Source organism: Enterobacter sp. JJBC (genome assembly GCF_036936505.1).
In the GTDB taxonomy this organism is placed as follows: domain Bacteria; phylum Pseudomonadota; class Gammaproteobacteria; order Enterobacterales; family Enterobacteriaceae; genus Enterobacter; species Enterobacter hormaechei_C.
This window is the reverse complement of sequence record NZ_CP136935.1, coordinates 1043396-1068833: the sequence shown is the minus strand read 5'-3', so window position 1 is coordinate 1068833 and position 25438 is coordinate 1043396. Positions and strand designations below refer to the sequence as shown.

Below are 25438 nucleotides of genomic sequence, written 5' to 3'. Positions count from 1 at the left end.
GGACTCACTATGCGATTTAACGGACTGACCAAAGGTTTCTTTATTCTCATCCTGGCCCTTGTAACCTGGGCTTTCTTTGACGTGCTGTCACCCTATTTCTCGGCGATTCTGTGGGCCGCGATCCTGACCATCATTTTCAACCCGGTGAAAAACAAGCTGCGTACCGCGCTGGGCGATCGCAACGGGCTGGCTTCCCTCCTCACACTCGGCATTATCTGCCTGATCGTGTTTATTCCGTTGATGGTGATCCTTTCCTCGCTCGCGGTGGAACTGAACATGGTTTACACCAAGCTGCAACAGAACAACACGCAGTTCCCGGAAGTCATCGCCGGTATCTTCAACCGCCTGCCGGACTGGGCCAGCGGCTTCCTGGCGGATCACAACCTGACCAACGCCGCGCAGATCCAGAAAAAGCTTTCCGATGTCGCGTTACAGGGCGGACAGTATCTGGCGGGTAGCGCGTTCCTGATTGGTAAAGGGACGTTCGGCTTTGCTATTAGCTTCGGCATTATGCTGTACCTGCTGTTTTTCCTGCTCAAAGACGGGCCCTATCTGGTGCGCCAGATCCTCGACTCGCTGCCGCTGTCTGACTTCGTCAAACAGCACCTGTTCGCGAAGTTTGTCGGCGTCTCGCGAGCCACGGTAAAAGGTACGGCGGTCGTGGCGGTGGTTCAAGGTACGCTTGGCGGTATCGCCTTTGCCATCGTCGGTATTGACGGTAGCGTACTGTGGGGAGCGCTGATGGCGTTCCTCTCCCTGGTGCCCGCCGTCGGCTCGGCTATCGTCTGGGTTCCCGCCGCCATCTTCCTGTTTGCCACTCACCAGCTGTGGCAGGGTCTGTTCATTGTGGGCTTCTTTGTCATTATCGTCGGGCTGGTGGACAACCTTTTACGTCCGCTGCTGGTGGGCAAAGACACCAAAATGCCGGACTACCTGATACTGATCACCACGCTCGGCGGTATGGAGCTGTACGGCATTAACGGCTTTGTGATTGGGCCGCTGATTGCCGCCCTGTTTATCGCCTGCTGGAACCTCTTCTCCGGCCGCGACCACGCAGGCAACGCCGAGGAGCTGGACGCAGATTTTATCGAAGAAGGAAAAAATCCTCCGGATCTCTAACTAAACGCGTTTTGACAGGCGGCCCGGTGCCGCCTTTTTTTTCGCGATAAATCAGGGGTTTTCTATAATCTTTAATGAACGCTCTTCCACATTTGTCGTAGAAGGATCCAACAGGTGCGAATCGCCACGATCACAAACTGGGCCTATGGTGTCACGGTGTGCCTGACCATTGCTTCCGGTATCGTCATGCTGATGGCTTCCCATGCCGACAATGTAGAACGTCAGGCTGTTAAGCAACGACAAATTTTTGACCAGCTTACGGAAGAGATTGAAGCAGAAACCTGGATGCTCTCCGACTTAGCGCGCCTTTACGCCATCAAAAAAGAGCCCGATGTGCTGAAAACGTACCAGGCGAAAGAAGGCGAACTGAAGAATATCGAGCGCAAGCTGGGCCAGTTAAAAGATACGGGCGCAACGGGCGAAGAGCTGGCGCTGCTGTACGAAGGGCTGAAGATTGTCGATGACCTACAGGATGAACAGCAGGCAGCAATTGCCAGCGTCGCCAGGGGTGAGGAACAACAGGCCATTGCGTTACTCTTCGGCAAAATCTACGAACTTGAAATGGAACGCGCCCAAAGCAAGATTGACCATTTTCGTGTGCTTCTGGATAAGCGCATTATCGCCGATGTCCAGGCAGCGACCAACACGTCAAAAACCCTGCGTACCGCCTCTGAAATGATGGTCGGCCTGACCGCCCTGCTCTTCTTATTCGTGATGGGTTTTATTCTCAAGCACCGCGTGCTGCGCCCTGTGGTGCGCCTCAGTGATGTGGTTCACCGGCTGGCCTCACAGGATTACGCCGTCGAAACGCCAAATTTCAACCAGGTCGATGAGATAGGCGATATGGCGCAGGCTATTCGCATTTTCCGCGAGAACGGGCTGGCAAGGCAGCGGCTTGAAAAAGAACGCGACGCAGACTGGGCCATCCGCGAGCTGCTCGCGCGAATGACCCAGCGCTTGCAGGGCTGCGAGAACGTTAGCGACGTGATTGAGGTGGCAGAGCTGTTTGCTCCCAACATTGCGCCGGGTGTCGCCGGGCGTCTGTATATTCTGGATCGAAACCCGTGGGAGATGCGCTGTGCGGCGGAATGGTTATCTCCCCAGGGAGAAAAAAATGCTTTCCACCCCGATCAATGCTGGGCCATACGCCGTGGTCAGAGCCACCCACCGGTCAATGGCGAGCCGGATATCGGTTGCCAGCATCTGCCTGAATCACAAAAAGACAGTTCACTCTGCGTGCCGCTCATTGCGCAGGGGGAAGCCATTGGTTTGCTGTCGTTTCAGAACATCACGCCTGAAACGGCACCGTCCCGCGCCTATCTCGAATTAATGGCGGAAGCCCTGGGTCTGGCGCTGGCCAACCAGCGTCTGCGCGATGCCCTGCTGGAAAAAGCGCTATTCGACCCGCTCACCGGCTTGCGTAACCGCCACCACCTTGAAGATACCCTGCGCACTCAGATAGCTCAGGCGATGCGCAATGATGAACCGGTGAGCTGCATGATGATCGACATCGATCACTTTAAAAGCATTAACGATCGCTTCGGCCATGAGGCTGGCGATCATGTGATTAAGAGCGTGGCGACAATTGTTCAGCGTGCCATGCACGATGCCGGCCTGGCCTTCCGCTTTGGTGGCGAAGAGTTTCTGGTGCTACTTACGGGTGCGGATGAGGAAGCGGCTCACGCCTGCGCAACGGAGATTTATAACGGCGTCCATACGCTGTCGCTACGTTATGGGCTTGCTGAGATTGGCCCGGTAGATGTGTCGATCGGGATCGCCAGTTACCCGCAGCACGCCCAAAGCGACGACCTGCTGCGCGCGGCAGACGTGGCGCTCTACCGGGCGAAAGAGCTGGGGCGCTCGCGGATCGTCAGTTTCAGTATGCTGGAGGCGGGTTAAGCGAAACTCAGTGCCAACGACGTCAGAGGTACGCGCACTCTCTTATTCCCTCACATTGAGGGTGCGTTATCATTCTTTGTACAAATAAATTCATCTTAACGATGCCACCATTGATAAAAAATGGGGGTGCGTAAATATATCAATAAATCAAAGCGATCATTTTTTAAACTCGGGTGGTTTATTACACTAAGTTTTTATGTTTTAAAAAACGTAAGCTTCAGCCAGCGGTCTGCAATCATGGGGCAAAATACAGCTATCATTTTGATTTTTATGATTTTAATCAAGTAGCGTTTGCAAAAAGGCGTGGCGTTCAACAAAATAGACAAACTTATAGGATAAATAACTTATAATTCTTATACTTCTGTTAAAAAGAGGAGGCCAATATGCGAATAATCCTAATGCTGTGCTGCTTTTTGGTACAAAGTTTAAGCTGGGCTGGCGAACTGCCAAAGCCTGTGGGCAAACCCATCTTAACCATTAGCGGTAATATAGAAAATACGAACGAAAATGGAAATGCCGTTTTTGATATTGCCAGCCTTGAAAAACTGGGCATGGTGAGTTTCCAGACGACCTCTCCCTGGTATAATGGCCGCACGAAGTTTGAGGGTATCCCGATGCGCAAACTCATGGAGTATGTGGGTGCAAAGGGTTCTGTCCTGAATGTGATTGCACTCAATGATTACACTACCGTCATCCCTCTCAGCGACTTCCAGAAATACAACGCCATCCTGGCTTTAAAGGTCAATGGCGAATATATGCGCATCCGCGATAAAGGTCCGTCATTCATCGTCTACCCTTATGACAGTCTTCCTGAACTCAATAATCAGATTTATTACTCGCGATCGGCATGGCAGGTCAGCAAAATGAAGATTGAATAGTAGTTCAGGAGAACATAATGAACAGGATCCTGGTTGGTATCATTTTTTCTCTTTTTATCACTACGGGATATATAGCATTTCTTGTTTACGATCGTCAGCAAGAGTTGCAAAAATTGACTCACTACACTGAGTCCTGGTCTGTAGCCCAACTGGTATCTGAATATTACCGATTTGAATCATGGATTGGACTGTACGCAACCGAGACTGATGACGTTACGGTAGACCAGGTTCGCATGCGCCTGGAAATCATGCTGAGCCAGAATGATTTATTGAAAGAGGGCGGCCTGGGTCGTTATATAAACAGCGAAAAAGCGCATCAGGCGCTCGCCTTACGCCTGGAAAATATACTGAACTATCTGGATGGTCATCTTGAGAAAATGAGCCGTTCAGAGTTAAAGCTCTATCTGAAAAATATGCATTCACTGGATGCCCCGCTAAGCCAGCTTTCATCCACGGCTTTAACAAAAGATGTTAATACAATCAATGAAACCAACCTTAAAATACAGGTTCTGTATTATATTTACTCGGCACTTTCTCTGTTGCTGGTTATTTTAAGCTTCATACTGGGCTTTTTGATTATCTATCAAAATAAAAATATCCTGAAAGCCCATATGCAGGTGAAAACGCTGGCTGAAGAACTTCAGCTATCCAAAGAAACCCTGCAAATCCAGAATACAAAACTGGAATACGATGTTTATCATGACTCCCTTACCGGCATGAAAAACCGTCTTTTCTTTTGGGATGATCTCAATAAACTTAATCTACAGGCTGAGAAAAAACATATTTCGGTCACGGTGATGTTATTCGATTTAGACCGGTTCAAAGAGGTGAATGATACCTACGGTCATGATACCGGGGATTTACTGTTACGTGAGGTATCCACGCGCCTTAATGCTTTGGGCCGCTTTTCAGAGACATTTTATCGTTTGGGCGGCGACGAATTTGCGTTTCTCTCCAGTGGCTTAACCGAAACCGCAGCCGTCTCACGCGCGCGAGAAATCAGTGATAGCATCAGCAAGCCCTATACAATCAATAATCAACTCATAAAAATAGCCACCTGTGTAGGTATTGTTTTATCGGATAACGAACGACGTTCAGATTACCTTTATAAATTTGCCGATCTGGCGCTCTATGAAGCCAAGAAAGAAGGTTCTCAGCAAATCAAAGTATTCCGCCAGCGAATGCTACAGAAGTTGCAGGAAAGCAGAACCCTTGAAAATGATATGGCAAGAGCAATAGAGAATGATGAATTTGTTGTTTATTACCAGCCTATTGTGAATTCCGTCAGCAAGGAAATTTACGGCTATGAAGCGCTGATTCGCTGGATGCATCCTGTAAAGGGAGTGCTCTCCCCAGATAGCTTTATTTTCGCCGCTGAAAAAACAGGCATGATCAACGAGATAGGTAAAACCGTACTTAAACTGGCCTGTAGGGAAGCGGTCTCCTGGACTGTTCCGGCCAGGATCTCCGTCAACGTCTCGCCTGTTCAATTGGGCAGCAAATCATTTATTAATACGGTGCAGTCCGTTCTGGCTGAAACCGGGCTCCCGGCTAACCGTCTTGAGTTAGAGGTCACGGAGTCCTCCCTCTTCAGTGACAGAAATAACCCCATTGCGATTCTGAAAAAACTCCGCGCACTGGGCGTAAGAATCTCCATTGATGATTTTGGCACGGGCTATTCGTCGCTCTCCAGACTCAGCGAACTGAATTTTGATAAAATCAAGATCGATAAATCTTTTGTCAATCCGATATCTACGCAGGAAGATGCGCTTAATATTGTGAAGCTGATTACCGGTATGGCTAAAAGCCTTAATATGGGCGTCATAGCTGAGGGCGTTGAGACCGAAGAGCAGCTTGAGCGGCTTCAGGCTCTGGGTTGCGAGCTTGTGCAGGGATATCTTTTCAGCAAACCACAGCCTCAGGTCGACAGCAAAATTAAGAGCGGCCAGGAATGATCCCCTCTCCTCAGCCCGATACCAACCGGGATCACATTTTTCACCCCTGGGTATTCACTGACAATAACCAGGTGTTATCATTCACCCCGTAAATACCTATCAACTCAAACCGAGGCTTTGATGCTGGAGAATGTAATCATCCGATAATCAGCTTCCCGACCTTTCCAGGCCGGACTGATTATCAATGCGCCGAAATCGTATGCGGACACCGCTGTGTGTTTGCACGTTTTGCACATGATGATTAAACAGGTTTTCCAGTATGAATTTATCCCGTCAGGAACAACGTACCTTACACGTTCTCGCCAAAGGTGGCCGTATTGTGCACGTCCGCGATACCTCCGGCCGCGTCACCGCCGTTGAATGCTATAGCCGCGAAGGGCTACTGCTGGCTGACTGCACGCTCGCCGTTTTCAAAAAGCTCAAAACCAAAAAGCTGATCAAATCCGTTAACGGTCAGCCCTACCGCATTAACACCACCGGGCTGAACAACGTTCGCGCTCAGCCTGATAATCGTTAAGGAGAGGATGATGGATATCCCACGTATTTTTACTGTTAGCGAAAGCGAACACCGCATTCATAACCCCTTTACGCCAGAGAAGTACGCGACGCTGGGCCGCGTGTTACGCATGAAGCCAGGCACTCGCATTCTCGATCTCGGCAGCGGCTCGGGAGAGATGCTTTGTACCTGGGCTAGGGATCACGCCATTACCGGTATCGGTATCGATATGAGCCCGCTCTTCACCGCGCAGGCCACGCGGCGCGCAGAGGAACTCGGCGTCAGCGAACGCGTCCATTTCATTCATAACGACGCGGCCGGCTACGTCGCGAATGAAAAATGTGACGTGGCGGCCTGCGTTGGCGCAACCTGGATTGCGGGGGGCGTAGCCGGGACGATGGATCTGCTGGCAAAAAGCCTCAAGCCTGGGAGAATAATGCTCATCGGCGAACCGTACTGGCGTCAGGTACCCGCGACGGCAGAGATAGCTCAGGCCTGCGGCATCTCGTCGATTGCAGACTTTCTCACTCTGCCCGGTCTGGTTGCGTCTTTCGATCAACAGGGCTATGACCTGGTTGAAATGGTGCTGGCTGACCAGGAAGGCTGGGACAGGTACGAAGCCGCAAAATGGATGACCATGCGGCGCTGGCTGGAGGAAAACCCAGACGATGACTTCGCGCAGGAAGTTCGGGCGGAGCTGACGATAGCGCCTGAACGTCATGTGACGTACACGCGGGAGTACTTTGGCTGGGGAGTGTTTGCGTTAATGGCGCGATAACATAACGCTGGCGGTATAGCCTTTAGGGTTATGCCGCAGTTCAACAGACAGGGTTAAGCATTCAGCCAGAAAGTGCAGCATAGATGGGTTGAGTTGTTTGAAGTGGTCAACCAAAACTGGCCACGGCTTTAGAGTTTTTCCAGTATCGGTTTTCCGATTCGTTTGGGGGTAACCCACCGTTATAGTCATGCGGCCTTACCGACCTGTAATACCCGACGATATAGTCTGTGATCGCATGAGCTGCTTCGCTAAAGTTTATATAGCCTGTCACTGGCACCCACTCGTTTTTCAGACTTCTGAAGAAGCGTTCCATCGGGCTGTTATCCCAGCAGTTTCCGCGTCGGCTCATACTTTGCCTGATCCGGTAACGCCACAATAACTGCCGGATCTGCCTGCTTGTGTAGTGGCTACCCTGGTCACTGGGGAACATCACTCCCTCTGGTTTACCTCGGGTTTCCCACGCCATTTCCAGCGCTTTGATGGTTAGCTTGCTGTCCGGTGAGAATGACATTGCCCAGCCTACCGGTTTCCTGGCGAACAAATCGAGAACAATGGCGAGGTAAGCCCAGCGCCTGCCTGTCCAGATATACGTCACATCGCCGCACCACACCTGATTAGGCTCTGTCACTGCGAACTGTCGCTCAAGGTGGTTTGGGATAGCAATGTGTTCATGGCCACCACGTTTATACCGGTGGGTGGGTTGCTGACAACTAACCAGTCCCAGTTCTTTCATGAGTCTGCCGGCAAGCCAGCGTCCCATTCTGAAACCTCTCAGGGTTGCCATAATGGCGATACTCCTCGCGCCAGCAGAGCCATGGCTAATGTTATGCAGCTCCAGAACCTGGCTACGTAATATAGCCCGCTTGCCGTCTGGCTTTTCGGGGCTTTTCACCCAGTATTTGTAGCTGCTGCGATGAACCCCGAACACCTGGCAGAGTGTGACCACAGGATACTGCGCTCTGAGTTTTTCGATTAACGAGAACTGTTCAGGGAGTCTGACATCAAAAGCGCGGTAGCCTTTTTTAATATGTCGTTTTCCATTTCAATGCGTTGTAGCTTTTTCTTTAGCTCACGTATTTCAATCTGTTCCGGGGTTATAGGGGAGGCTTTAGGTATTTTACCCTGTCGTTCATCCCGTAACTGCTTTACCCATCGCGTCATGGTAGAAAGCCCCACGTCCATAGCACTGGCCGCAGCTGCAACGGTGTAGTTCTGATCAAGGACCAGTTGAGCGGATTCGCGTTTAAACTCTGCGCTGAAATTTCTTTTTTCATTGGGACACCTGTATTGTTCTGAGATGAGCATATCACCTCTGTTCAGGTGGCCAAATTCAGTAAACCACTTCACACAGCGTTGCGCTGCATGGGGCTATTCTGGTGCTGAGCCTTTCGGTGGTTCAACTTCTGTTTGTTCTCAACCATCCTCAAGCGGATGTATGGAAACAATGGTCACAATGGAATATCAATGTACTGGTGACTTGAAGAAATAAGATTTGGGGGCAGAATGCCCCCTTATTCTTTGGGATAAGAAAATTCAGCAGTGACTAAATACGCCCCTGATTTAGCAGATTGGACGTCATACGCGAAGTTATACCGCTCTCCAGGTGTAAACTTAAATCCGAATACAGGAAGACACTCACCCTTCGGTACATAAACAGGCTTGTCATCAAAAATATTGTGAAGAGAGTCGCTATTATCACTGTTGATTTGGATAGCAGTGATCCGTTCCTGTGGCTCCAGTGGTGACACCACACAAACTTGATTATCTTTGATAAATGCCGTTGTAGATTCACGATCTACCATTCGATCACCAGGCCCAGGGCATCCCGTTAAGAGGAATACAACACCCAGCAACATTTTGTTTTTCATGTTTAACGCCCCTTCCCTGTTACGATTTTCTGGTAAAGCGAAGGGACATCCTGCAATTTGTCTACGCCCCTGTACATCCCCATGCGCCCTGGTCTCTGATAGTAAGACCACTTACTGATCCCATAAACCAGCAGTAACCAGTAATCAGCTAAAATAGAGGCTTGCTGCTCAAGAGAGTAATCAGTGAGCTTTTCTTTATCCAGCCTGTAGGTATATTCAGCAGCCCAGCTAAACGCACCCCGCATTCTCACCCATTGCCCGTGCTGGTGTTGCCACACATGCCCCAATTCATGGATGAAAACATATTTATCTTCAACGAAAACTGAGTTTGCGGAAAAGTCTTCCCTGTACATCTGTTTTCTGTACCACAACTCCCCGTTGGGAGTCATCGCGTAGTTCTGTTTCTGGAGGCCGAACGGTAAATAGCTGTCGCAATGAATCCAGACACGGCTATACACTATCGAATCACCGAACACTCTGCGAGCCATTGCAATCTCGCCTAAGGTCATCCGGCGTAATGTTCCTTCCTCTGCCTGTGCGCTCATAAACTGTCCTCCTTGTATGATTTATATCAGGGTATCCAGAGAGCAGGAAATGCGCAACTAACAGATTTTGGACAATAGAAGCCAATTAGCGGCGTGTTCGGTAGTTTAAAACATGTTGTTAGCCGCTCGCGCCAACTTGATTTCCTCTCGCTCTTCCTGCTTCTTAGCAAGCCAGGCTTTCCCCTCTGGTGTTGCCAGGAATTTACGGGCGTGAATCTTACGGTTGTTGCGCTTAGTGGCTGCTGTATTCGTGGCTTTTGACATGGTATCCCCTCCGCTGAATCTGCCAGCGTTCAACGTACAGCAGAGAGACAGTACAACGAAAGTTACAATGGTGCAGATAATAGATGATCATTACGTGCCGTGTTGGGCACATAAGAAAAGGCGGCGCATAGCGCTACCGCAGGGTGTAATCCCTTCGCAGGGAGGATAAAGCCTTAGCACGTTCTCTTATCAGGTAATCGTTATACTCCGGTGATCGAAACCGTGGCAGAGCCGGATTCTTTCCCGATCCGGTTAGTCTTCCCAACATTACGCCTGTTTATTCTCTGTGACCTTTCACAAGGTGTAGCATCATTGAGCGCCGCACGAAGCGCGGAACGTATCGCTAATGGTTCAAGTGATGTGTTTAGAGAGTCCGGCAACTCTTTCAGCTTCAAGGGATGGCAAAATTTCTAATGCTGTTCGGGCTTGAGCCTGGTAACTACCCGCCAGTACGTTGTACAATCCTTGAGCCGATACAACGCAAAGGCGTTTACCAAGTGTTATCAAGGATGATAATGAAAGATACAATCCTTTAGGTTTTTGACGATAAGTGATTGATTTTCTTAGATGGTGCCGATAATAGGAGTCGAACCTACGACCTTCGCATTACGAATGCGTAAATTGATCTTGTAAAATCAATACCTATCGAATTTAAATGGATTTTTTGCCACAATATTGCCACAGTTCGTTAGGAATCAGACAGAAATGGCGACTATACGCAAACGTGGTAACTACCAATGGGAAGCTCAAATCCGTAAACGTGGTTTTCCCTCTCAAACCAAAACCTTTAACACCAAAGTAGAAGCAGAAGCTTGGGCCAAAATGATCGAGTCAGAAATGGCGAGAGGAGTTTGGCTTAGCCGCAGCGAAGCGGAATCTACGACATTGTATGAAGCCCTAACGCGATATGAAAAAGAGATTGTTCCCGACAAAAAAGGGGCAGTGCAAGACCGATCATTGGTGCGGATACTAAAAGGCACTCAGCTGGCGAAAAACTATATGGCTAGCATCAGGAGTGCCGATGTCGCCAAGCTGAGAGATGAATGGTTGAAAATCTATGCTCCTGCAACCGTTTTAAGGCGTTTGGCCTTACTTTCTCATGTATTCAATGTTTCGCGGAAAGAATGGGGCATGGAGAGCCTGCTGAACCCCGTAGAGGCCATTCGCAAACCCCAACCCAAGAACTCCAGGACCAGGCGCCTGGAAGCGCTGCCTGTAGTTTCTGAGAAAACCGGTGTTACGTCAGGAAAGCAAATAGCCAACGAGATCGAACATATCATCGCCGCAACACATTCATTAGTATTGCCAGCAATCATTCTTCTGGCGTTAGAGACAGCCATGCGCCGTAGCGAAATCGCAGAGCTTCGATGGCGCTTTATCGATCTTGATCGGCGAGTTGCACATCTGCCGGATACTAAGAATGGTAATGCCCGCGATGTCCCTTTATCAACGAAAGCCATTACGATACTGTCCAGTCTCAAGGAACATTCTAAGCCAGCTGCTGATAAGGTTTTTGATATGCGTGCAGACGCGATTACCCGAGCTTTTGACCGAGCTGTAAAACGAGCCAGAGAACGATACGAGAAAACAAACTCATTATGTGATGAATCTTTCCTTAAAGATTTAAGATTTCATGACCTTCGACATGAAGCAACTTCTCGACTTGCAGAAATTTTCCCTATGCATGAACTAACCAAAATTACAGGACATAAAGATCCAAGAATGCTAATGCGGTATTATCATCCAAAAGCTGAAGATTTGGCGTTAAAGTTGAAATAAGGACGTTGTATGGATTATAAAAATAAGTTAGTTGATGCATCACCAAAATTAAACAACCCTCAACTATTGGCTATAATATACTTAATACCTTTTGGATACTTGATTGTAGAAAACCCATTATGGCTAGAAAATATATACATTGCCGCTCCAATTTTCCTATCATCTATAGCTTTATTAACCAGTGTATACATAGGATATCGTGATTTATTAAATAAAGTATTTAATAATGCAGTAGTTAAATGGGGCGTAACTGGCTTTACATATTCCGTATGCTTATGGATCGCAAAGTTTAAGCTTGACATAGCTTATGGTATAGTCCCAGAAAACCTTAATTACTCGACATTAGCTTATGCTTTCATGCTCTCATTTCCAATAGGGGCAATGATTTGTGCAATTACAGTCTATATATACATATTTTTGCGAGATGTATCCCCAGCAAAAATAGTAATATCCTCTATGATTTCAGTATATATTGGAAGCTTGGCTCAACATCATATACAGGTGAACAATCTTCCTGAAAAAATAATATTAATAGGACTTATAATTATGGTCCCCTATAACATGGTCAATTTAGCTAGTTCATTAGTTATTAAAAGGAAATTTAATTTTAATCGTTTAGTATCAGGCTTATCCCTTTGTGCTGTGTCAGTTGCTCTTTTTATTATTAGCATGACAGCAATGAAATACATTGAAAGATTTCAAGAAAAGTTTATTTTTCTCGATGCAAGAACATCTACGACATGTGGTAGCTCAGAAAGCAAATCTCTTTATATTGAAAAAAATGAAAATCAGTGTTATAAAATATCAGGAAATAAATTCTCGGAGTTAAGACTAACTCTTGTAGATAAAAACATCTCGAATATAAATAATAAAGGCACTTCAACTTATGAACAAAAATAACCCTGCTAATTCATTTTCTATAGAAGCAAGGAAAGAAGCTTTTCGGAGAGCTGAAGCCAGTCTTTTTTTATCAAGTAAAGATCCCAAAGGCTCCTCATTTTTTAATGAAATAAAAAGTAAGGTAATCAATGGAGAGCTAACCTATGAAGAGGCAAAGAGAGAAGTATTAAATTATCACATTGAACAATCTAAAAATCAAAATAAAAAAGGCTAACATTTAGTTAGCCTCTTCTCACTAGTGAGCTATTTTATAGTCCCTTAATGCATTTTTAAGTAACTCAGTTTGCACATCAGCATCATCATAATTATAAATTCCGGTAGCAGAATAATACTCTTCGATACATAGAATATTTATCAATGGTTCACAAATCTCTTTAATAAACTCCTTGTTGTTATCGGCAAAAATAATTTTTATTCCTTCCAAAACAAAGCTATTATAATCAGCCATTATCCACCTCCTTACAGGTGTTTAGTGGAAGCGTCAGTTAACGTTACCGCGCTAACTGACGCGCCTAAATCAAGATTTTTTACTGCCAGTTAAACTATCACCCTCAAACTCATCCTGTTCGTGGTTACTCTGACGATCGGCTGTGTGTTTACGTATTTGATTCGCTATTTCCCCACCAACGGTCTGTTGTGTTCGGATAGAATTAGTACTTCCCTTCATCATCTGATACTCCGCAGCTCCATTAGACAGTCCGCTCGCCATGTGAGAAGCCATGCGGCCAGCTCGTGAGAATGATGAAGCAAACCCTTGGCTTCCTCCGCTGAAGCTACCTGCATTGCTCCCTGCAGAAGAACCACCGGAACCGCCTGATGGTTGTCCTCCAGAAGTATCTACGGAACCGGTATCTTCCCCGCTGCCAAATCCTCCACCTGAACCACCTCTATCACCAGAACCAGATTCTTCGGCCATCGCCGCTTGTGCAGATTCAAATGCTGCTTTTAGAGCGGAAGCACCACCACTGACTTGAGCTGTAGCGCTCATTGCCATTGCCCCAGCGCCACTGATTGCAGTAGTAGCAGCGCCAGTAATCATACCTGCTCCAAAACCACCGATCCCTTGTAAGGACGCTCCTCCTACAACTCCTGATAACAACAACGGTAATTTATTCGTCAATACTAAAAGAATAATTGACGCCAGAAGTAAAACAATAAGACTATTAAGATCAGGAATATCATTTTTAATAATAGAAAAATACTGATCTATAAATGATTGCCCAATCCCAATAATTAATGTCATCGTAAATAACTGAACACCAATCGATAATACTGTGCGTAAGTAATTTATTGCTATATCAGAAGTCCATTTTGAGCCACCAAACCCAAGCAAAATAACTCCTGCATAACACAACACCCATGCAGAAACTAACATTATTAGCATATTTATCGCGATAAGTGCCATTACTACTAATACTATTATCGCGACGGTTATCATAATGGTCGAAATCATTGGAGACCAAATTGATGCTGCTGAACTGACCTTTGTTAATATCACAAAAGCCATATCAACTATGCTGGAGGGTGAAATACCAGTACTTGTTCCTAAAGCATTTGCTGCAAGTTGTCTCATTGAGTTAATTATAGATTGTGATATGGCTGGGCCGTTGATTAAAAGATAATAAAAAAAACCAATCACGGCAAAAAAACGAACTATCTCTGCAAGTGCACTGGTTAAACCTTCCCCTTGCATCGCCAACGTACCAAATGTCCAAACCATACTTATTAATACCAGCCCCCAGAAGAGCCAATTTGCATAATCACCAATTACTAATGACCATGTGCTGGCTACTTGCTGAAACTTATCTAATAACGTATCAAGTAATCCGCTACTATCTAATTGACCAGCATAAGCATTTACAGAAAACAAAAAAATTATGCCGAAAAAAGTGAGTTTGCTTACTATTCTCATAATTACCATTCTCGCTTAGGGCTAGGATTGTTATTACTGCGCAGGGCACATTTATCGTATTTATGTTCGTTCAATTTATTCTCTGGCGTCGATAAACAATCTTCATCTTTTTTATCGCAAGAGCATAGAATCAATGGAATGATTAGAATAAAAATAACCAAAATTTTATCTTTCATTCAGCTATCCCTCACCAAATTCGCTTCGGGCTTGGTGTGTTCTCGCCAGCTAACGCTTTTTCATCAGCGACTATTTGTTGAGCCTCTTTATCGGCCTGAGCCTGTGCCAGTGTTGCTGCAGCGTTTTGTTGGGATACCAGAAGCGAGCGGATTTGCAGCAACTGGTTCGTTTGAGCACTGGCAAGCTGGTTAGCGGCCTGAATAGCTTCCATTTGCCCTTGTGCGCTGGTTGCCTGAGTTTGCAAATCTGCAAGGTTATCAGCATCGCTTTGCAGTGTTTCCTGCTGTTCGTCGAGAGCCTTAGACACGGCGTCATTGGCCTTTTTACGTGCCTCAGAACTGTTCTGTTCAGCTTTACGCAGTGCGCTAATTTCATCCTCAGTACATTCAACATTACTGTTAAAACACGGTGATGAGCGGTAGTAATTCACGTCCTGATAGCGTTTCAGATATGAATCAAGACTCCCGGCCTGATTTTTGTAGTAATTAAGGGTGTCCTGCGCCTGCAACAATTTGTTGATGGTCGAATTGGCCTGATCCCAGATATAGGCTGCAGGTGCGACTGTATTTTTGAGCATGTTTTCATACTGCTGCAGCTGCGTCTGGTACTGCTGGATCTGTTTTGCCACAGACTGAACGTTGTTGACTGCGCTGATTGTGGTCTGCACCACATTAGTACCATCTATGACAGGGATACCGGCTGTCGCCGGTAATGCCATGATTGACACCACGAAAGAAACTACTAAGGCCTTTTTAGCGGCTAAAATTCCTCCCTGTGATGAAAATACTCGGAGTAATAACTTCATTTGCTTACCTCAATTTAAAAGATTATTGATAGTGAACATTTAGACTGTTAACAGATGAAGATAGATAGAAAACCATACATTTATTTATCCAATATTCTATCCATAATAATTCTTAGCTCATATCTAGTTAATTCTATTTTCTCAAGCAACGTTTTTATCAGTGTGGGTGAAAAATTAACCGTGCGAGGGTCATTAGCGAGCCACAATTTGAGTAACCCACCAAGTCGACCAAGATCAGCATTTACCCGGCTGAGTTCTATAACCTGTTTAATATCTACAATAGACTCAACCTGATAACCCATTGCTACTTTACGAATGAAACTCGCTACACTTAAGCCAGATGCTTCTGCATTTTCCTGGATTTGCGCTTTTTCATCTGGCAAACAATAAACTTTAATTGGTGTACTATTTTTTCTAGTCTGAGAAACGGTCATATCATTCTCCATACAGGCGGTAGCCGATCAGCCTCGCAGAGCAGGACTCCGTTGAGCAGCTCAGCTGCGAATAAGGGAAGGTAAAGTAGAAGCACCGTTTACGGTGGGCCTACTTTACATGTCCTGCCCTACATTTGCCGTTGTGAATCTGTGTACGTATTGTGTATTCCTGTGTACTCAGTGTGTTTTCCTAAAGCATTTGTGCAGGATTAGTCGTGTAAAAGTGTGCAGCATATGTGTTTATTGGAAGGAAAATTATTTGAATACCCAAAGGAATATTTTTATTCTTGCGGCTTGAGCTTTGGTGGTCTGCCACGCTTCCTTTGAGACTTATGTATCTCTTTCGATATATCATCATTCTCTTTCTTTGACTCAACGGATTTATCTATCCAGTCCTTGACATCTTCTCTACGCCAGAGAAGGCGTTTATTACCTGGAAGACGGCACCTTGGTGGCAGACATTTTGGATTTCGCGTTGCATCACTGCGTATACTTTTTACGGTTTTCTTTAATGCAAAAGCCAACTCTTCAACGGTTATAAGTTCTGGCATAACTGATTTCATCGAAGAACCTATCTCTCAGTAAAAATTAGAGGATTTTAGCGGCTAAAATTTTAGCTGCTAAAATTTGCAAACCAACGTTATGAATTGAGAATAATTAAAACTTACTGGCAAAATTAGTTATGTCAACAGAGTTTTTTATTCAGTGGGTTTTTATTCTGTAGGAAATTTGTTTTTATTGCGTTTTTTGAACGACGCTAAGGTTTTAATAATTCTTTTAATCTTTTTGGTTATATATAGGGTTAAAGATCTGGTTAGAAGGCTGTGGAAAAGAGATACATTTAATTGTTTATTATGATAATTTTTGATTAGTACCGTACCTCTTATGTCATGAAACTCTACCTCAAATGTCAATAAACCCTACTTCATATGTCAATAATATAGAAAGTAAAGAAACAGGTTATGCACAATGTTATTAACAGAATCTGTGGATAAACACACAGCTTATACATGGCAAATATAAATTGTTTAGCTAAACTAAATAGCTACAAATAAAATGAAACAAAATGTAAATAGCAAGGGGTTGTACATGATTTAGAAATTTGGTTAGCTAACCTTTATAGCAAACACTGTTGGTAAATGTTTCATTTCTGACAACGGATATATCGAATTTTAGTAAGAACAATACTTCAACAAATCTTACTCTCTGATTTGTTTAGCTAAACAAAGTACCACAAGGAATTCTATGACGTTTGAAAAAAGGGGGAGATATGAGGACGATAAATGCTGCACCTTCAACTGTCGGAGAGATTTTATACGAAGAATTCTTGAAACCGTTGGATATGCCTCCCGCAAGACTTGCTGAACTGATGGATACAACATATGAAAAAATTTGGGAAATAATTAAAAACGAGCGAGATATAACTCTTGAAGAAGCTACTCAACTCTCGATAATTTTCAACACAGATGCATCTTTTTGGATGAAACTGCAAGAGCTATATAAGACATGGTTTAATAAACAAAAGAAAGGGTATTCAATTAGATTACTTAATCGTAATACATAATTTGCTTTTAAAAATATTCATGTATTACTAGTGACTTATCAAAACAAGATAACACTAGGAGGACTGAGGGTTAAAAAATCGAATCCTGGATGATGGGACACAGGCCTGACCGGACAAATCATTTTAGCAGTGGTACAGGCGACACTGAAAGCCGACATAAAGAAGCCCGACTGGTAAGATCGGGCCTTTTTATTTTGGCACTCTGGCTTGAATAGAACATCCTACATTAGACGTTAAGATCTTACATCTAATTATCCGAAAATACTAATGGATGCGTAGTTGCATTTGACCTGACCGCCCATTTGCGGGTTACTCTACCATCGCCAATAAAATCCGGCTACTCGAATTCGGAAGTATTAGGCTATAGGTCATAAACCTGAATAACTGCTATGTGCTGAAGCGGATAAAGCTGACATCATTATGCACCAATCAACTCGGTGTAAGTCAGCTAGTTGGTGATGGAGTGACTTGTCAATAGTTGTAGCCCCTACCAGTGCATCGGAGATTCTTGAGTGTAACCTTAGTTGCTTTAATCAGAAGTAAAGGAAACGTACTATGAAAATCAGTACTCTTAATCAAGAGATCCCCCGTTCTCTCACGGAAAAGGGGGATTGAATTTTCAAATTTTCTTTTTAGCGATAAAAATACAGTAAAAATATAAGGTTTTGATAATGTGATTAATGCTGTGCACCTCGCGAAATAATAGTAATAGCTTCCTCATAAAAGACATGAAACTAAGTTCGTTGTATTTAGTGCGTTCCATTCCTTCCTTAGCGAAATAGTAGGTTATCATCTGAATTGACTCTTTATATTCATATTTATAATGTGCAATGCCATTTCGCAGCTTGTTGTCTAAAGCATTGAGATCAACTATATAAAAGCTATCATCCAATCCGCTTATTTTCGTGCCTAAATCAACGTTTGCATATTCGTTGAGACTAGAAAAACCTTTAATTAAATCGCCTTTTTTATTTAGTCTTACTGAATCGTCAAAAATATTATGATCTCCGCGTTTTAATAAGTTATTCAATCCGGCCACAATTATTAATTGCCGAGAGAATACTTCAGATAAGTCTTTGTAAAAATTGTTACAGTCATCAAATTCGGCAGTTGAAACTCGAGCAGGAATCATTGATAAATCTACGTTTTTATCATAATCATAGTAAAGCGCTGGGCGTGAAGGGAGTTCAAAGTCAAGCATTTTGGGATATAGGCTTAAACAATCGAAATGCAAACTTTTCAGAAACCCACTTCCAATAATATCATCTAAAAATTTATTTAGCTGTTTTGGATGGTTTTTCTGAATATAATGAAGAAATTGTGGCATTTTTTCACTAATTTCAGCATTATGTGCATGTATTGTAAAGGGAAATGACATTGCAGAGGTTGCTGTATAAAGTGCGGAAAGGATATCTTGTATTTTTAGCGAACGAGGTTTTTTCAGAGTAGGTAATTCTTTCATTAGGTTACTGAAAGTATTGTAATTTCCTTGTTTGTATTGAGTAATGAGTCGCTGGAGCTTATCGCGATGTTTATAAATATAATTCATTCCATTTAGATGTGCGTTCAGCATTAAGTATTTTTCATGACCTATTGCACTTGTTATTTTTAAGAATGCTGTTTTTCCTATTTCGTATTTTCCAAAGCCTACGGGAAAATCTAAATGCAAATCGATGAATGGATTTGTTGTGCCAAAGTCATTGCTTTCTACAGTTTCCGCACCGTTAAATACAGGCTCTCCCTCCCCAAGAGTAAACGATATATTATTCTCACAATTTGGACATGCAAATTGGAACGGTTGTATGTCTCGATTAGACATACCTATTCTTGTATCAATGACCGTGTCACATACAAGGCATTTAAATTGCTGTAAAAAATTCATAAATATTTTATTAATCCTATAAATTATAAGTTAAGTATTAGTCTTTTATCTACAAACCAAAGCCACTTTACTACTTTACCTAACTGCACTTTAAACAATCATAAGTTCTTTTTTTTAAAAAGGTAGTCCAAAGATACCAATTTATTCAATATCAACGAGAATTCGAGACTCCTATGTGAGTAAAAAACTATGAGCTTCATACCATGCTTTCAATAAATGTCTTCAGTTACCCATAAATTTACTGGATTAACAATTTGTAGTCTTTCCGACCAAATTACCGCGCGCAGTGTGACCCCATACTTTAGAGGTCACCTTATCTCTTTCCACTAGTTGTTTACGGTGCATCAAATCGGCAAGCAGTATTGAAACAAAGAACATGAATTTTGTTTTGGGAGTATTAGGAACATCTTTGGGTCCAAGCCAAGGTAGCTGCTCCAGTTGATTTTGTATTTTGGGTGTTGCGAAGCTAACACCATTCCAACTATGCCCAAAAGCATTTCTAATGCTACGCAGTGTGTTTAGTTCTTTGTATTCGTGTTCCATTATCAGTCCTAACGCATATGCTAAGCCTGTTCTAGCAGCAAAAGATGATAAAGGCGCTGTTGCACCATTCAGTAGACCTTTAGCTACTTTGTCATTTAACAGGTGAGCCTGGATGATCTCGGATAACCACTCATCGAAAATGGATGCTGCTATTAGAACAGAGCCACGATCTGATTCTTTATTTAGTTCGGACAAAAATTGACCGAGTTCAATTTGGGTTTTATCACTCACAGACTCTGGAACTCCTTTCTCAAAAATTCAACATGAGGACGCTTCGGTCGCACATCAATCTTAACCATTAGATTATGAAATTGTGTTAGGTCTGGGTCAAACTATGAACAAAAACAGAAAAAATTATTGTGACGTTATTTAGGGGGATCTACAATGACACATTTTAAACAATTACTTTAATATCAATAAATTGGATCGTATTACTGTGTTCCTATTATTGGTTTAGCTCAGCTTGTCGCTCACAGCGGACCTTCAGCTCGATAGCAAGTCCGCTCCGTTGGAGTGCCAGATGCGCTCTAAATTTGATGGCTAGTATTGAAGAGATACTTGGGCATCATGGTTATGGTGTAAATACCGTCTGTGATACCCGCAGAGGTGCTAGGTTTAGGCACTGAGAAGGATACATTGAACATGAATTCAGAGTGATGTAACACAAGTCATAGAAAATTAGTGATTTATATTGAAAAGGGGGCTATTTTATTAAAGCAAGGCCGCCTTTAGGCAGCCTCTTATTTTACATGTAGATATTCATTAAACTGTCAAATAGTCTTTTGGTTAACTCTTTTTCCGCTCGTGCTTCGATTTGAGCCATACCATTTCGGAAGAGTTTTAATTTACCGCTAAATTCTTGGTCATGAATAGTACATGTCAATCGATCAAGTCTCATTTTTTTGTGAATAAGCTCATCTTTGAAATATTTTTTAAGATCGCTGGTACTATTAATTTGCATCTTGGCAAGAGCAAATTCAGCAACTTGAATTTGAGATACATCTAGTTGCACTATATTAAGTGTCAACTCTGTGTTTAAAGAACTGAACCATATGAACGGGTCAATCTCAATCTCTTCTAAGCTGGTACCAAGACCAAGGTTTTTTACCAGTGCCTGAGCAAATGGTTTAAGTGTTCTCGGTGGATTATCAATAAGTAAAACTGGGGTGTATTGTTCGTCAAAACTGAAAGATGTTACTCTATATTCAATGCGTTCAACAGCGGTACTGTTGCCGTATAGATTACTTATTCTATCTTCGCTAATTATCTTTTCGATGAAGCGAGCGTGAAAATGAGATGTTCGTGATTTATCAAATATAAACCCTTTCCCTTTCTCTTCAGTAAAAGGATCACGCATGAGTTTTTCAACTGTTTCACTAGTAGTGAAACGATTGTTGAGTTTAATCCATTTAAATTTTTTCATGCTCTTCCACCTTTTTACCCGTCACGATATTATAGGCGTCTGCTGCTGACTGTTCAATTAGTAGGCTGATTTTCTTCTTTTCAACTTCATTTGCTGCACGAATAGTAACATTGTATCCACTACCTTTTTGGTTATTGATTCCTTTAATTTGATAGGAAAAATCAGAGCAATTTTCTGAATCCTTAAAGAAAGCTTCAACCAAAATTCTGTCTCCTATTCCGTTTTTAGGTTTAGCAGACCAAGCAATTCTTCCAATATAGTATCCTTTGTTGTGTAGTTGGGTGAAAATAGCAGAACTATTAACAGAATCACCTTTTAGAACCGCTTTTTTTACGAATCCTGTCTCGATTTCTTCTTCTTCCTCGTCATCACCTTTGCTTGTTGAACGGTTAAGCTCTACATTAGTAACGTCGTCAATTTCATATCCACTCAAGCCGCCCATAACCTCTTGAAAAAACTGACTTCTTAGCGCTGGTGTGGGAATCGCTTCTAAAGAAATTTCAAACTTTTCAACATCAACGGATTTAATCTTTGACAACTCTTTTTGTAATAGTGTTATTACATCTTTAGCCTTTTGGTTCTGAGGCATACGAATATCAACATTATCGTTATTTACAGTAAGATCAATCTTGATGTTTCGGTTGTCTATCTGACGCAATGCTGTTCTGGACAAGTCTACTTCTTGGTAGTTTACCTCGATTGCTAAAGACCCATCTTTTTTCGCAGTGATTTTTACTGTTTCACCAGAGCCAGTGGCTAATTTTCTTTTAACTAACTCTGCTGCTGTTTTTAATTCCGTCTGAGAGGATGATGCTTGAAGCTTGACGCTAGTTATACTCTCTCTTTTATCATAAGTTTGTACAAGTTCCTTAATAGAATCTAGATCACTATATCCCTGAGGTAGTTTGCAAACCTCTTCAATTAATTCCTCCTTTGTTAAGTCTTGAGCAACAATAATACCTTTCCGTAATAATATCTCGCGTAATCTTGCGATGGTAATTCGTTTATGATGAAGTGCATCATATATATTTTTGTCAGTTGCGAAATAAATATTCATGTTATTCATTAACGTTGCTCCATGCCTATAGCTTCAAGACTATATTGAATTACCATTGCAGCTGTTTTTTCGAATGCAACTTTTGAAAACAAACGTTCACTTTCGCCTGATAGCCAATGGGCACTATATTTTTGCTTTGCTCTTTCAAAGTGATGAATGGAGTCTTCATGCGGATTTATATGACAATGTCTAATTTTTATTCTTTTTGCATCAGTCAGTATTTGATAATTAGAAAGCATGTCAAGGAAATAGATGAACTCATCTTCACTATTCCCTGGTTGATTATAATAAATTACGTAACCACTATCTTCTTTTTCACCCATCCAATCGAATTCTTCATGCTTTATTATTATGAATGGTGATGTTAAGACCTCAACAGTAGCTGCAGTCTTATTGTTGATAGGATGTTTTATCCTAGTTAGTGCTAAGTCTGGGTAATAGAAATAGTACAAATCTGGTTGAGGTAAAGCCCCGGTACCAATAAGCATTTTAATATCTGATGCTATATTTATCATATCGGATATTTTGAATGGATCTAAAAGGTGTAATTTTATGTTTGGGGGGCATTTTATTATTTCAGGATCGACTTTCTTCATCACGGATGAGTAAAAATCCTTGTCATAAAGGTTGTCATGATTATAGAGAAATAATAAACCTCGAACTTTGTAACCTAATGACTCATCCCGCACATATCGTTTACACCACTGTTGGCTAATGTTGGCGCATTCTGTAGCGAGAGCTAAAGAAGAAAGTGCACCTTCTACCATCCCTTTGCCGATACTACTTTGAGCATAGCTTTTGAGGTCTGTGTTCAAGTACACAATCTCTTCTTCATAAGGATCGGTATAGTAAAACACCACATCGCTAGGATGTGTTTTTTTGTCATGAGCCTCTAGGTCGCAATCCCAGTTCATATCTTGACTAGTAGCTCGTTGCCATTTGAAAATTTTAAAAATATCTTGGGTTATCTTATTTGCAACATGCTGTATTGAAGAGGTCTCTCCGCCCATTTTCAACATTCCTGTTTAGTGTGTGTAGGTAAAACTCTGAATCAAAAATCATTCAACAATATGAATTACATCATATTTTGTAAGTATGTCTAGTGTGAATGAATTTGCATGTAGGTTATTGTGATTAAAGTTGTATTAAAACGAACGCAGGGCATGGTGTTGTAAGTAACCCTGAAATCCGCGCCATTCTCTTTTAGAGAGTGGTTACGCTACCTTGGAAGCGAGCATAGAGATCTATGGGCCTGCGCCCATTCCTGATGATTCAGGATTTAGTGAACTTCCGCTTCTCGCTCAAAGACGCCTGTCAATTTAGCAGGATATTGGATGCATTATTTTGTCAGAGATGACACAAGTAAAATGTAAGTGGGTAGTCAAGTGAATGCAAATACCCAAATGGTCTACTAAACGTGTTTGAATGTATGTTTTTGTAGTAACATCCTTTCGACCCATCCGTGCAATCAGTGAACTGAACTGAAAATATCTGTAACCAGAAGCCATCAAAGTAGCAATACTGCCCAAAAGACAAGACAGGCGGGGCTACAAGGTAACACATGCTATTAGCATACCCTTGCATTGCGCCACACACAATCTCACTGTACCTGCCACAATTTTGCCACACGCACAACGCGCAAAAATGCACATTCGTGTTAAAAAAAGCAAAACAATGCAACGGTAACCAGATGATTTTATTAGAAAAGATGGTGCCGATAATAGGAGTCGAACCTACGACCTTCGCATTACGAATGCGCTGCTCTACCAACTGAGCTATATCGGCCCTGAAAGGCCGGTTACGAGCGTAACCACGGGGCAAAAGAGTAGATCTAACCGGGTGATGCGTCAATGCCCTTTTGAATCAAACGGCTATTTTTGCATCACCCGCGATTATTTACGCACGAATGGTATCATCACCAAAGCCGATCCACTTGTAGGTGGTCAGCGCTTCCAGCCCCATCGGACCGCGGGCGTGCAGCTTCTGTGTGCTCACCGCCACCTCCGCGCCCAGACCAAACTGGCCGCCATCGGTAAAGCGCGTCGAGGCATTGACGTAAACTGCAGACGAATCCACTTCATTCACAAACCGATCGGCATTGCGCAGGGTGCGCGTCAGGATCGCGTCAGAATGCTGGGTTCCGTGTTCACGAATGTGCGCAATAGCGTCATCGAGATCCGCAACTACCTTCACGTTCAGATCCAGCGACAAATACTCATCGTCGTACTGCTCCGCGTTAACCGGAACGACCTTCGCCGGACCGTCTTTCAGCAGGGCGAGAGACTTCTCGTCCGCATGCAGCGTGACGCCACTTTCCGCCATCTGCTTGCTCAGCGCTGGCAGGAAGGTACTGGCGATGCCCTGATGCACCAGCAGCGTTTCCACCGTATTACAGGTGCTTGGACGCTGTGTTTTAGCGTTGACGATAATCTTCAGCGCAGGTTCTACCTCCGCGGTGTCATCCACCACGATATGGCATACGCCAATACCACCGGTGATCACCGGAATGGTAGATTGCTCGCGGCACAGCTTGTGCAGGCCCGCACCGCCGCGTGGGATGAGCATGTCGATGTATTTGTCCATGCGCAGCATATCGTTAACCAGAGCACGGTCGGGGCTTTCAATCGCCTGCACGGCACCCGCCGGTAAACCACACTCCTCCAGCGCCTGCTGGATGACGTTTACCGTCGCGGCGTTGGTGCGCCAGGTCTCTTTCCCGCCACGCAGGATCGCGGCGTTACCGGTCTTCAGGCACAGGGAGGCGACATCCACCGTCACGTTTGGACGCGCTTCGTAAATCACCCCAATGACGCCAAGCGGCACGCGACGACGTTCAAGGCGTAACCCGCTGTCGAGCACCCCACCGTCAATCACCTGCCCTACCGGGTCGGCGAGGTTGCACACCTGACGGACGTCGTCGGCAATACCTTTCAAACGCGCCGGGGTCAGCGCCAGACGGTCGAGCATCGCTTCGCTCAAGCCGTTGCGACGCGCTTCCAGCAGATCCTGCTCGTTGGCGAGCAAAATTTCCTGCGACTGAGATTCCAGATAATCAGCGATTTTTTCCAGCACGCGGTTTTTCTCGCGGCTGGAAAGGAGCGCCAGTTTATACGAGGCGGCTTTCGCGGCTGCGCCCATTTGTTCCAGCATGTTCTTGCTC

27 protein-coding genes and 2 tRNA genes are annotated in these 25438 nt (G+C 43.9%); 11 read left to right on the top strand and 18 right to left on the bottom strand.

Annotation, left to right across the window (positions count from 1 at the left end):
- Positions 1-9 precede the first annotated feature (9 nt).
- The 6 genes from RY075_RS05130 to RY075_RS05105 all read left to right on the top strand — a co-directional run bounded on the left by RY075_RS05130 (position 10) and on the right by RY075_RS05105 (position 7125).
- Complete coding sequence (locus tag RY075_RS05130; RefSeq protein WP_003863175.1) at positions 10-1119, top strand: AI-2E family transporter; 1110 nt, start codon at positions 10-12, stop codon at positions 1117-1119.
- Positions 1120-1233: 114 nt separating this feature from the next.
- Positions 1234-3018 (top strand): diguanylate cyclase, encoded by a 1785-nt coding sequence (locus tag RY075_RS05125; RefSeq protein ID WP_022650441.1) that lies wholly within the window; start codon positions 1234-1236, stop codon positions 3016-3018.
- A 383-nt stretch (positions 3019-3401) separates the two neighbouring features.
- The gene (locus tag RY075_RS05120; protein WP_023324209.1) at positions 3402-3896 is read left to right on the top strand and encodes a molybdopterin-dependent oxidoreductase; all 495 of its coding nucleotides are present in this window, start codon (positions 3402-3404) and stop codon (positions 3894-3896) included.
- 17 nt (positions 3897-3913) lie between these two features.
- Entirely contained in the window at positions 3914-5851 is a 1938-nt protein-coding gene (locus RY075_RS05115; RefSeq protein WP_058659178.1) for a bifunctional diguanylate cyclase/phosphodiesterase, read from the top strand.
- Positions 5852-6110: 259 nt separating this feature from the next.
- Positions 6111-6368: a YjhX family toxin gene (locus RY075_RS05110; protein ID WP_003863178.1), complete on the top strand. Its 258-nt coding sequence runs from the start codon at positions 6111-6113 to the stop codon at positions 6366-6368.
- Between the two features lie 10 nt (positions 6369-6378).
- Positions 6379-7125: a class I SAM-dependent methyltransferase gene (locus tag RY075_RS05105; protein ID WP_032608613.1), complete on the top strand. Its 747-nt coding sequence runs from the start codon at positions 6379-6381 to the stop codon at positions 7123-7125.
- 106 nt (positions 7126-7231) lie between these two features.
- Here the strand turns inward: RY075_RS05105 and RY075_RS05100 are convergent.
- Positions 7232-8430, bottom strand: a protein-coding gene (locus RY075_RS05100; protein ID WP_127353287.1) for an IS3 family transposase whose coding sequence is annotated in 2 segments (ribosomal slippage) — positions 7232-8151 and positions 8151-8430 — 1200 coding nt in all. Because the reading frame shifts where the segments join, the coding sequence is not laid out codon by codon here.
- On the opposite strand from RY075_RS05100, the gene yecR reads away from it, so the two are divergent.
- A complete protein-coding gene (yecR, locus tag RY075_RS05095) occupies positions 8423-8614 on the top strand; it encodes a YecR family lipoprotein (protein WP_071785715.1) in 192 nt (63 codons plus the stop codon). The genes RY075_RS05100 and yecR overlap by 8 nt on opposite strands.
- Positions 8615-8636: 22 nt before the next feature.
- On the opposite strand, the gene RY075_RS05090 is transcribed toward yecR, so the two are convergent.
- The 4 genes from RY075_RS05090 to RY075_RS05075 form a co-directional block, all read right to left on the bottom strand.
- Positions 8637-8993 (bottom strand): putative T6SS immunity periplasmic lipoprotein, encoded by a 357-nt coding sequence (locus RY075_RS05090; RefSeq protein ID WP_032608610.1) that lies wholly within the window; start codon positions 8991-8993, stop codon positions 8637-8639.
- Positions 8994-8995: 2 nt separating this feature from the next.
- Positions 8996-9538 (bottom strand): type IV secretion protein Rhs, encoded by a 543-nt coding sequence (locus RY075_RS05085; RefSeq protein ID WP_032608608.1) that lies wholly within the window; start codon positions 9536-9538, stop codon positions 8996-8998.
- Between the two features lie 105 nt (positions 9539-9643).
- A complete protein-coding gene (locus tag RY075_RS05080) occupies positions 9644-9802 on the bottom strand; it encodes a hypothetical protein (RefSeq protein ID WP_023315491.1) in 159 nt (52 codons plus the stop codon).
- Between the two features lie 568 nt (positions 9803-10370).
- Positions 10371-10482, bottom strand: a tRNA-Ser gene (locus RY075_RS05075).
- A 25-nt stretch (positions 10483-10507) separates the two neighbouring features.
- Here RY075_RS05075 and RY075_RS05070 point away from each other — a divergent pair.
- The 3 genes from RY075_RS05070 to RY075_RS05060 are packed head-to-tail and all read left to right on the top strand — an operon-like array spanning position 10508 to position 12695.
- Positions 10508-11581 carry a site-specific integrase gene (locus RY075_RS05070; RefSeq protein ID WP_001396517.1) on the top strand — a complete coding sequence of 358 codons (1074 nt, stop codon included), beginning with the start codon at positions 10508-10510 and terminating at the stop codon, positions 11579-11581.
- A gap of 9 nt (positions 11582-11590) precedes the next feature.
- A complete protein-coding gene (locus tag RY075_RS05065; protein WP_338628244.1) occupies positions 11591-12481 on the top strand; it encodes a hypothetical protein in 891 nt (296 codons plus the stop codon).
- The gene (locus RY075_RS05060; RefSeq protein ID WP_063809048.1) at positions 12468-12695 is read left to right on the top strand and encodes an antitoxin VbhA family protein; all 228 of its coding nucleotides are present in this window, start codon (positions 12468-12470) and stop codon (positions 12693-12695) included. The genes RY075_RS05065 and RY075_RS05060 overlap by 14 nt, the downstream gene beginning before the upstream one ends.
- A gap of 21 nt (positions 12696-12716) precedes the next feature.
- Here RY075_RS05060 and RY075_RS05055 read toward each other — a convergent pair whose 3' ends face one another.
- The 6 genes from RY075_RS05055 to RY075_RS05030 form a co-directional block, all read right to left on the bottom strand.
- Complete coding sequence (locus RY075_RS05055) at positions 12717-12929, bottom strand: hypothetical protein (RefSeq protein WP_001460380.1); 213 nt, start codon at positions 12927-12929, stop codon at positions 12717-12719.
- A 69-nt stretch (positions 12930-12998) separates the two neighbouring features.
- Positions 12999-14393 (bottom strand): P-type conjugative transfer protein TrbL, encoded by a 1395-nt coding sequence (gene trbL / locus RY075_RS05050; RefSeq protein WP_338628243.1) that lies wholly within the window; start codon positions 14391-14393, stop codon positions 12999-13001.
- A gap of 2 nt (positions 14394-14395) precedes the next feature.
- Entirely contained in the window at positions 14396-14569 is a 174-nt protein-coding gene (locus RY075_RS05045) for a hypothetical protein (protein WP_164838718.1), read from the bottom strand.
- A gap of 11 nt (positions 14570-14580) precedes the next feature.
- Positions 14581-15375, bottom strand: coding sequence for a P-type conjugative transfer protein TrbJ (gene trbJ, locus RY075_RS05040; RefSeq protein ID WP_338628242.1), 795 nt, complete (start codon positions 15373-15375; stop codon positions 14581-14583).
- Positions 15376-15455: 80 nt separating this feature from the next.
- The gene (traJ, locus tag RY075_RS05035) at positions 15456-15809 is read right to left on the bottom strand and encodes a conjugal transfer transcriptional regulator TraJ (RefSeq protein WP_338628240.1); all 354 of its coding nucleotides are present in this window, start codon (positions 15807-15809) and stop codon (positions 15456-15458) included.
- A 281-nt stretch (positions 15810-16090) separates the two neighbouring features.
- Positions 16091-16372 carry a hypothetical protein gene (locus RY075_RS05030; protein ID WP_077257455.1) on the bottom strand — a complete coding sequence of 94 codons (282 nt, stop codon included), beginning with the start codon at positions 16370-16372 and terminating at the stop codon, positions 16091-16093.
- 707 nt (positions 16373-17079) lie between these two features.
- Here RY075_RS05030 and RY075_RS05025 point away from each other — a divergent pair.
- Positions 17080-17373 (top strand): HigA family addiction module antitoxin, encoded by a 294-nt coding sequence (locus tag RY075_RS05025; protein ID WP_046654671.1) that lies wholly within the window; start codon positions 17080-17082, stop codon positions 17371-17373.
- A gap of 619 nt (positions 17374-17992) precedes the next feature.
- On the opposite strand, the gene RY075_RS05020 is transcribed toward RY075_RS05025, so the two are convergent.
- The 7 genes from RY075_RS05020 to proA all read right to left on the bottom strand — a co-directional run bounded on the left by RY075_RS05020 (position 17993) and on the right by proA (position 25428).
- A complete protein-coding gene (locus RY075_RS05020) occupies positions 17993-19255 on the bottom strand; it encodes a hypothetical protein (RefSeq protein WP_052741624.1) in 1263 nt (420 codons plus the stop codon).
- A 246-nt stretch (positions 19256-19501) separates the two neighbouring features.
- Entirely contained in the window at positions 19502-20029 is a 528-nt protein-coding gene (locus RY075_RS05015; RefSeq protein WP_021570025.1) for an MltR family transcriptional regulator, read from the bottom strand.
- A gap of 514 nt (positions 20030-20543) precedes the next feature.
- The gene (locus RY075_RS05010) at positions 20544-21221 is read right to left on the bottom strand and encodes a hypothetical protein (protein WP_001395317.1); all 678 of its coding nucleotides are present in this window, start codon (positions 21219-21221) and stop codon (positions 20544-20546) included.
- Positions 21208-22287 carry a hypothetical protein gene (locus RY075_RS05005; protein WP_021570024.1) on the bottom strand — a complete coding sequence of 360 codons (1080 nt, stop codon included), beginning with the start codon at positions 22285-22287 and terminating at the stop codon, positions 21208-21210. Before RY075_RS05005 ends, RY075_RS05010 begins: the two co-directional genes overlap by 14 nt.
- The gene (locus RY075_RS05000; protein WP_001393694.1) at positions 22287-23288 is read right to left on the bottom strand and encodes a hypothetical protein; all 1002 of its coding nucleotides are present in this window, start codon (positions 23286-23288) and stop codon (positions 22287-22289) included. Before RY075_RS05000 ends, RY075_RS05005 begins: the two co-directional genes overlap by 1 nt.
- Positions 23289-23987: 699 nt before the next feature.
- Positions 23988-24063, bottom strand: a tRNA-Thr gene (locus RY075_RS04995).
- Between the two features lie 111 nt (positions 24064-24174).
- Positions 24175-25428: a glutamate-5-semialdehyde dehydrogenase gene (gene proA, locus RY075_RS04990; protein ID WP_045347085.1), complete on the bottom strand. Its 1254-nt coding sequence runs from the start codon at positions 25426-25428 to the stop codon at positions 24175-24177.
- Between the last annotated feature and the right edge of the window lie 10 nt (positions 25429-25438).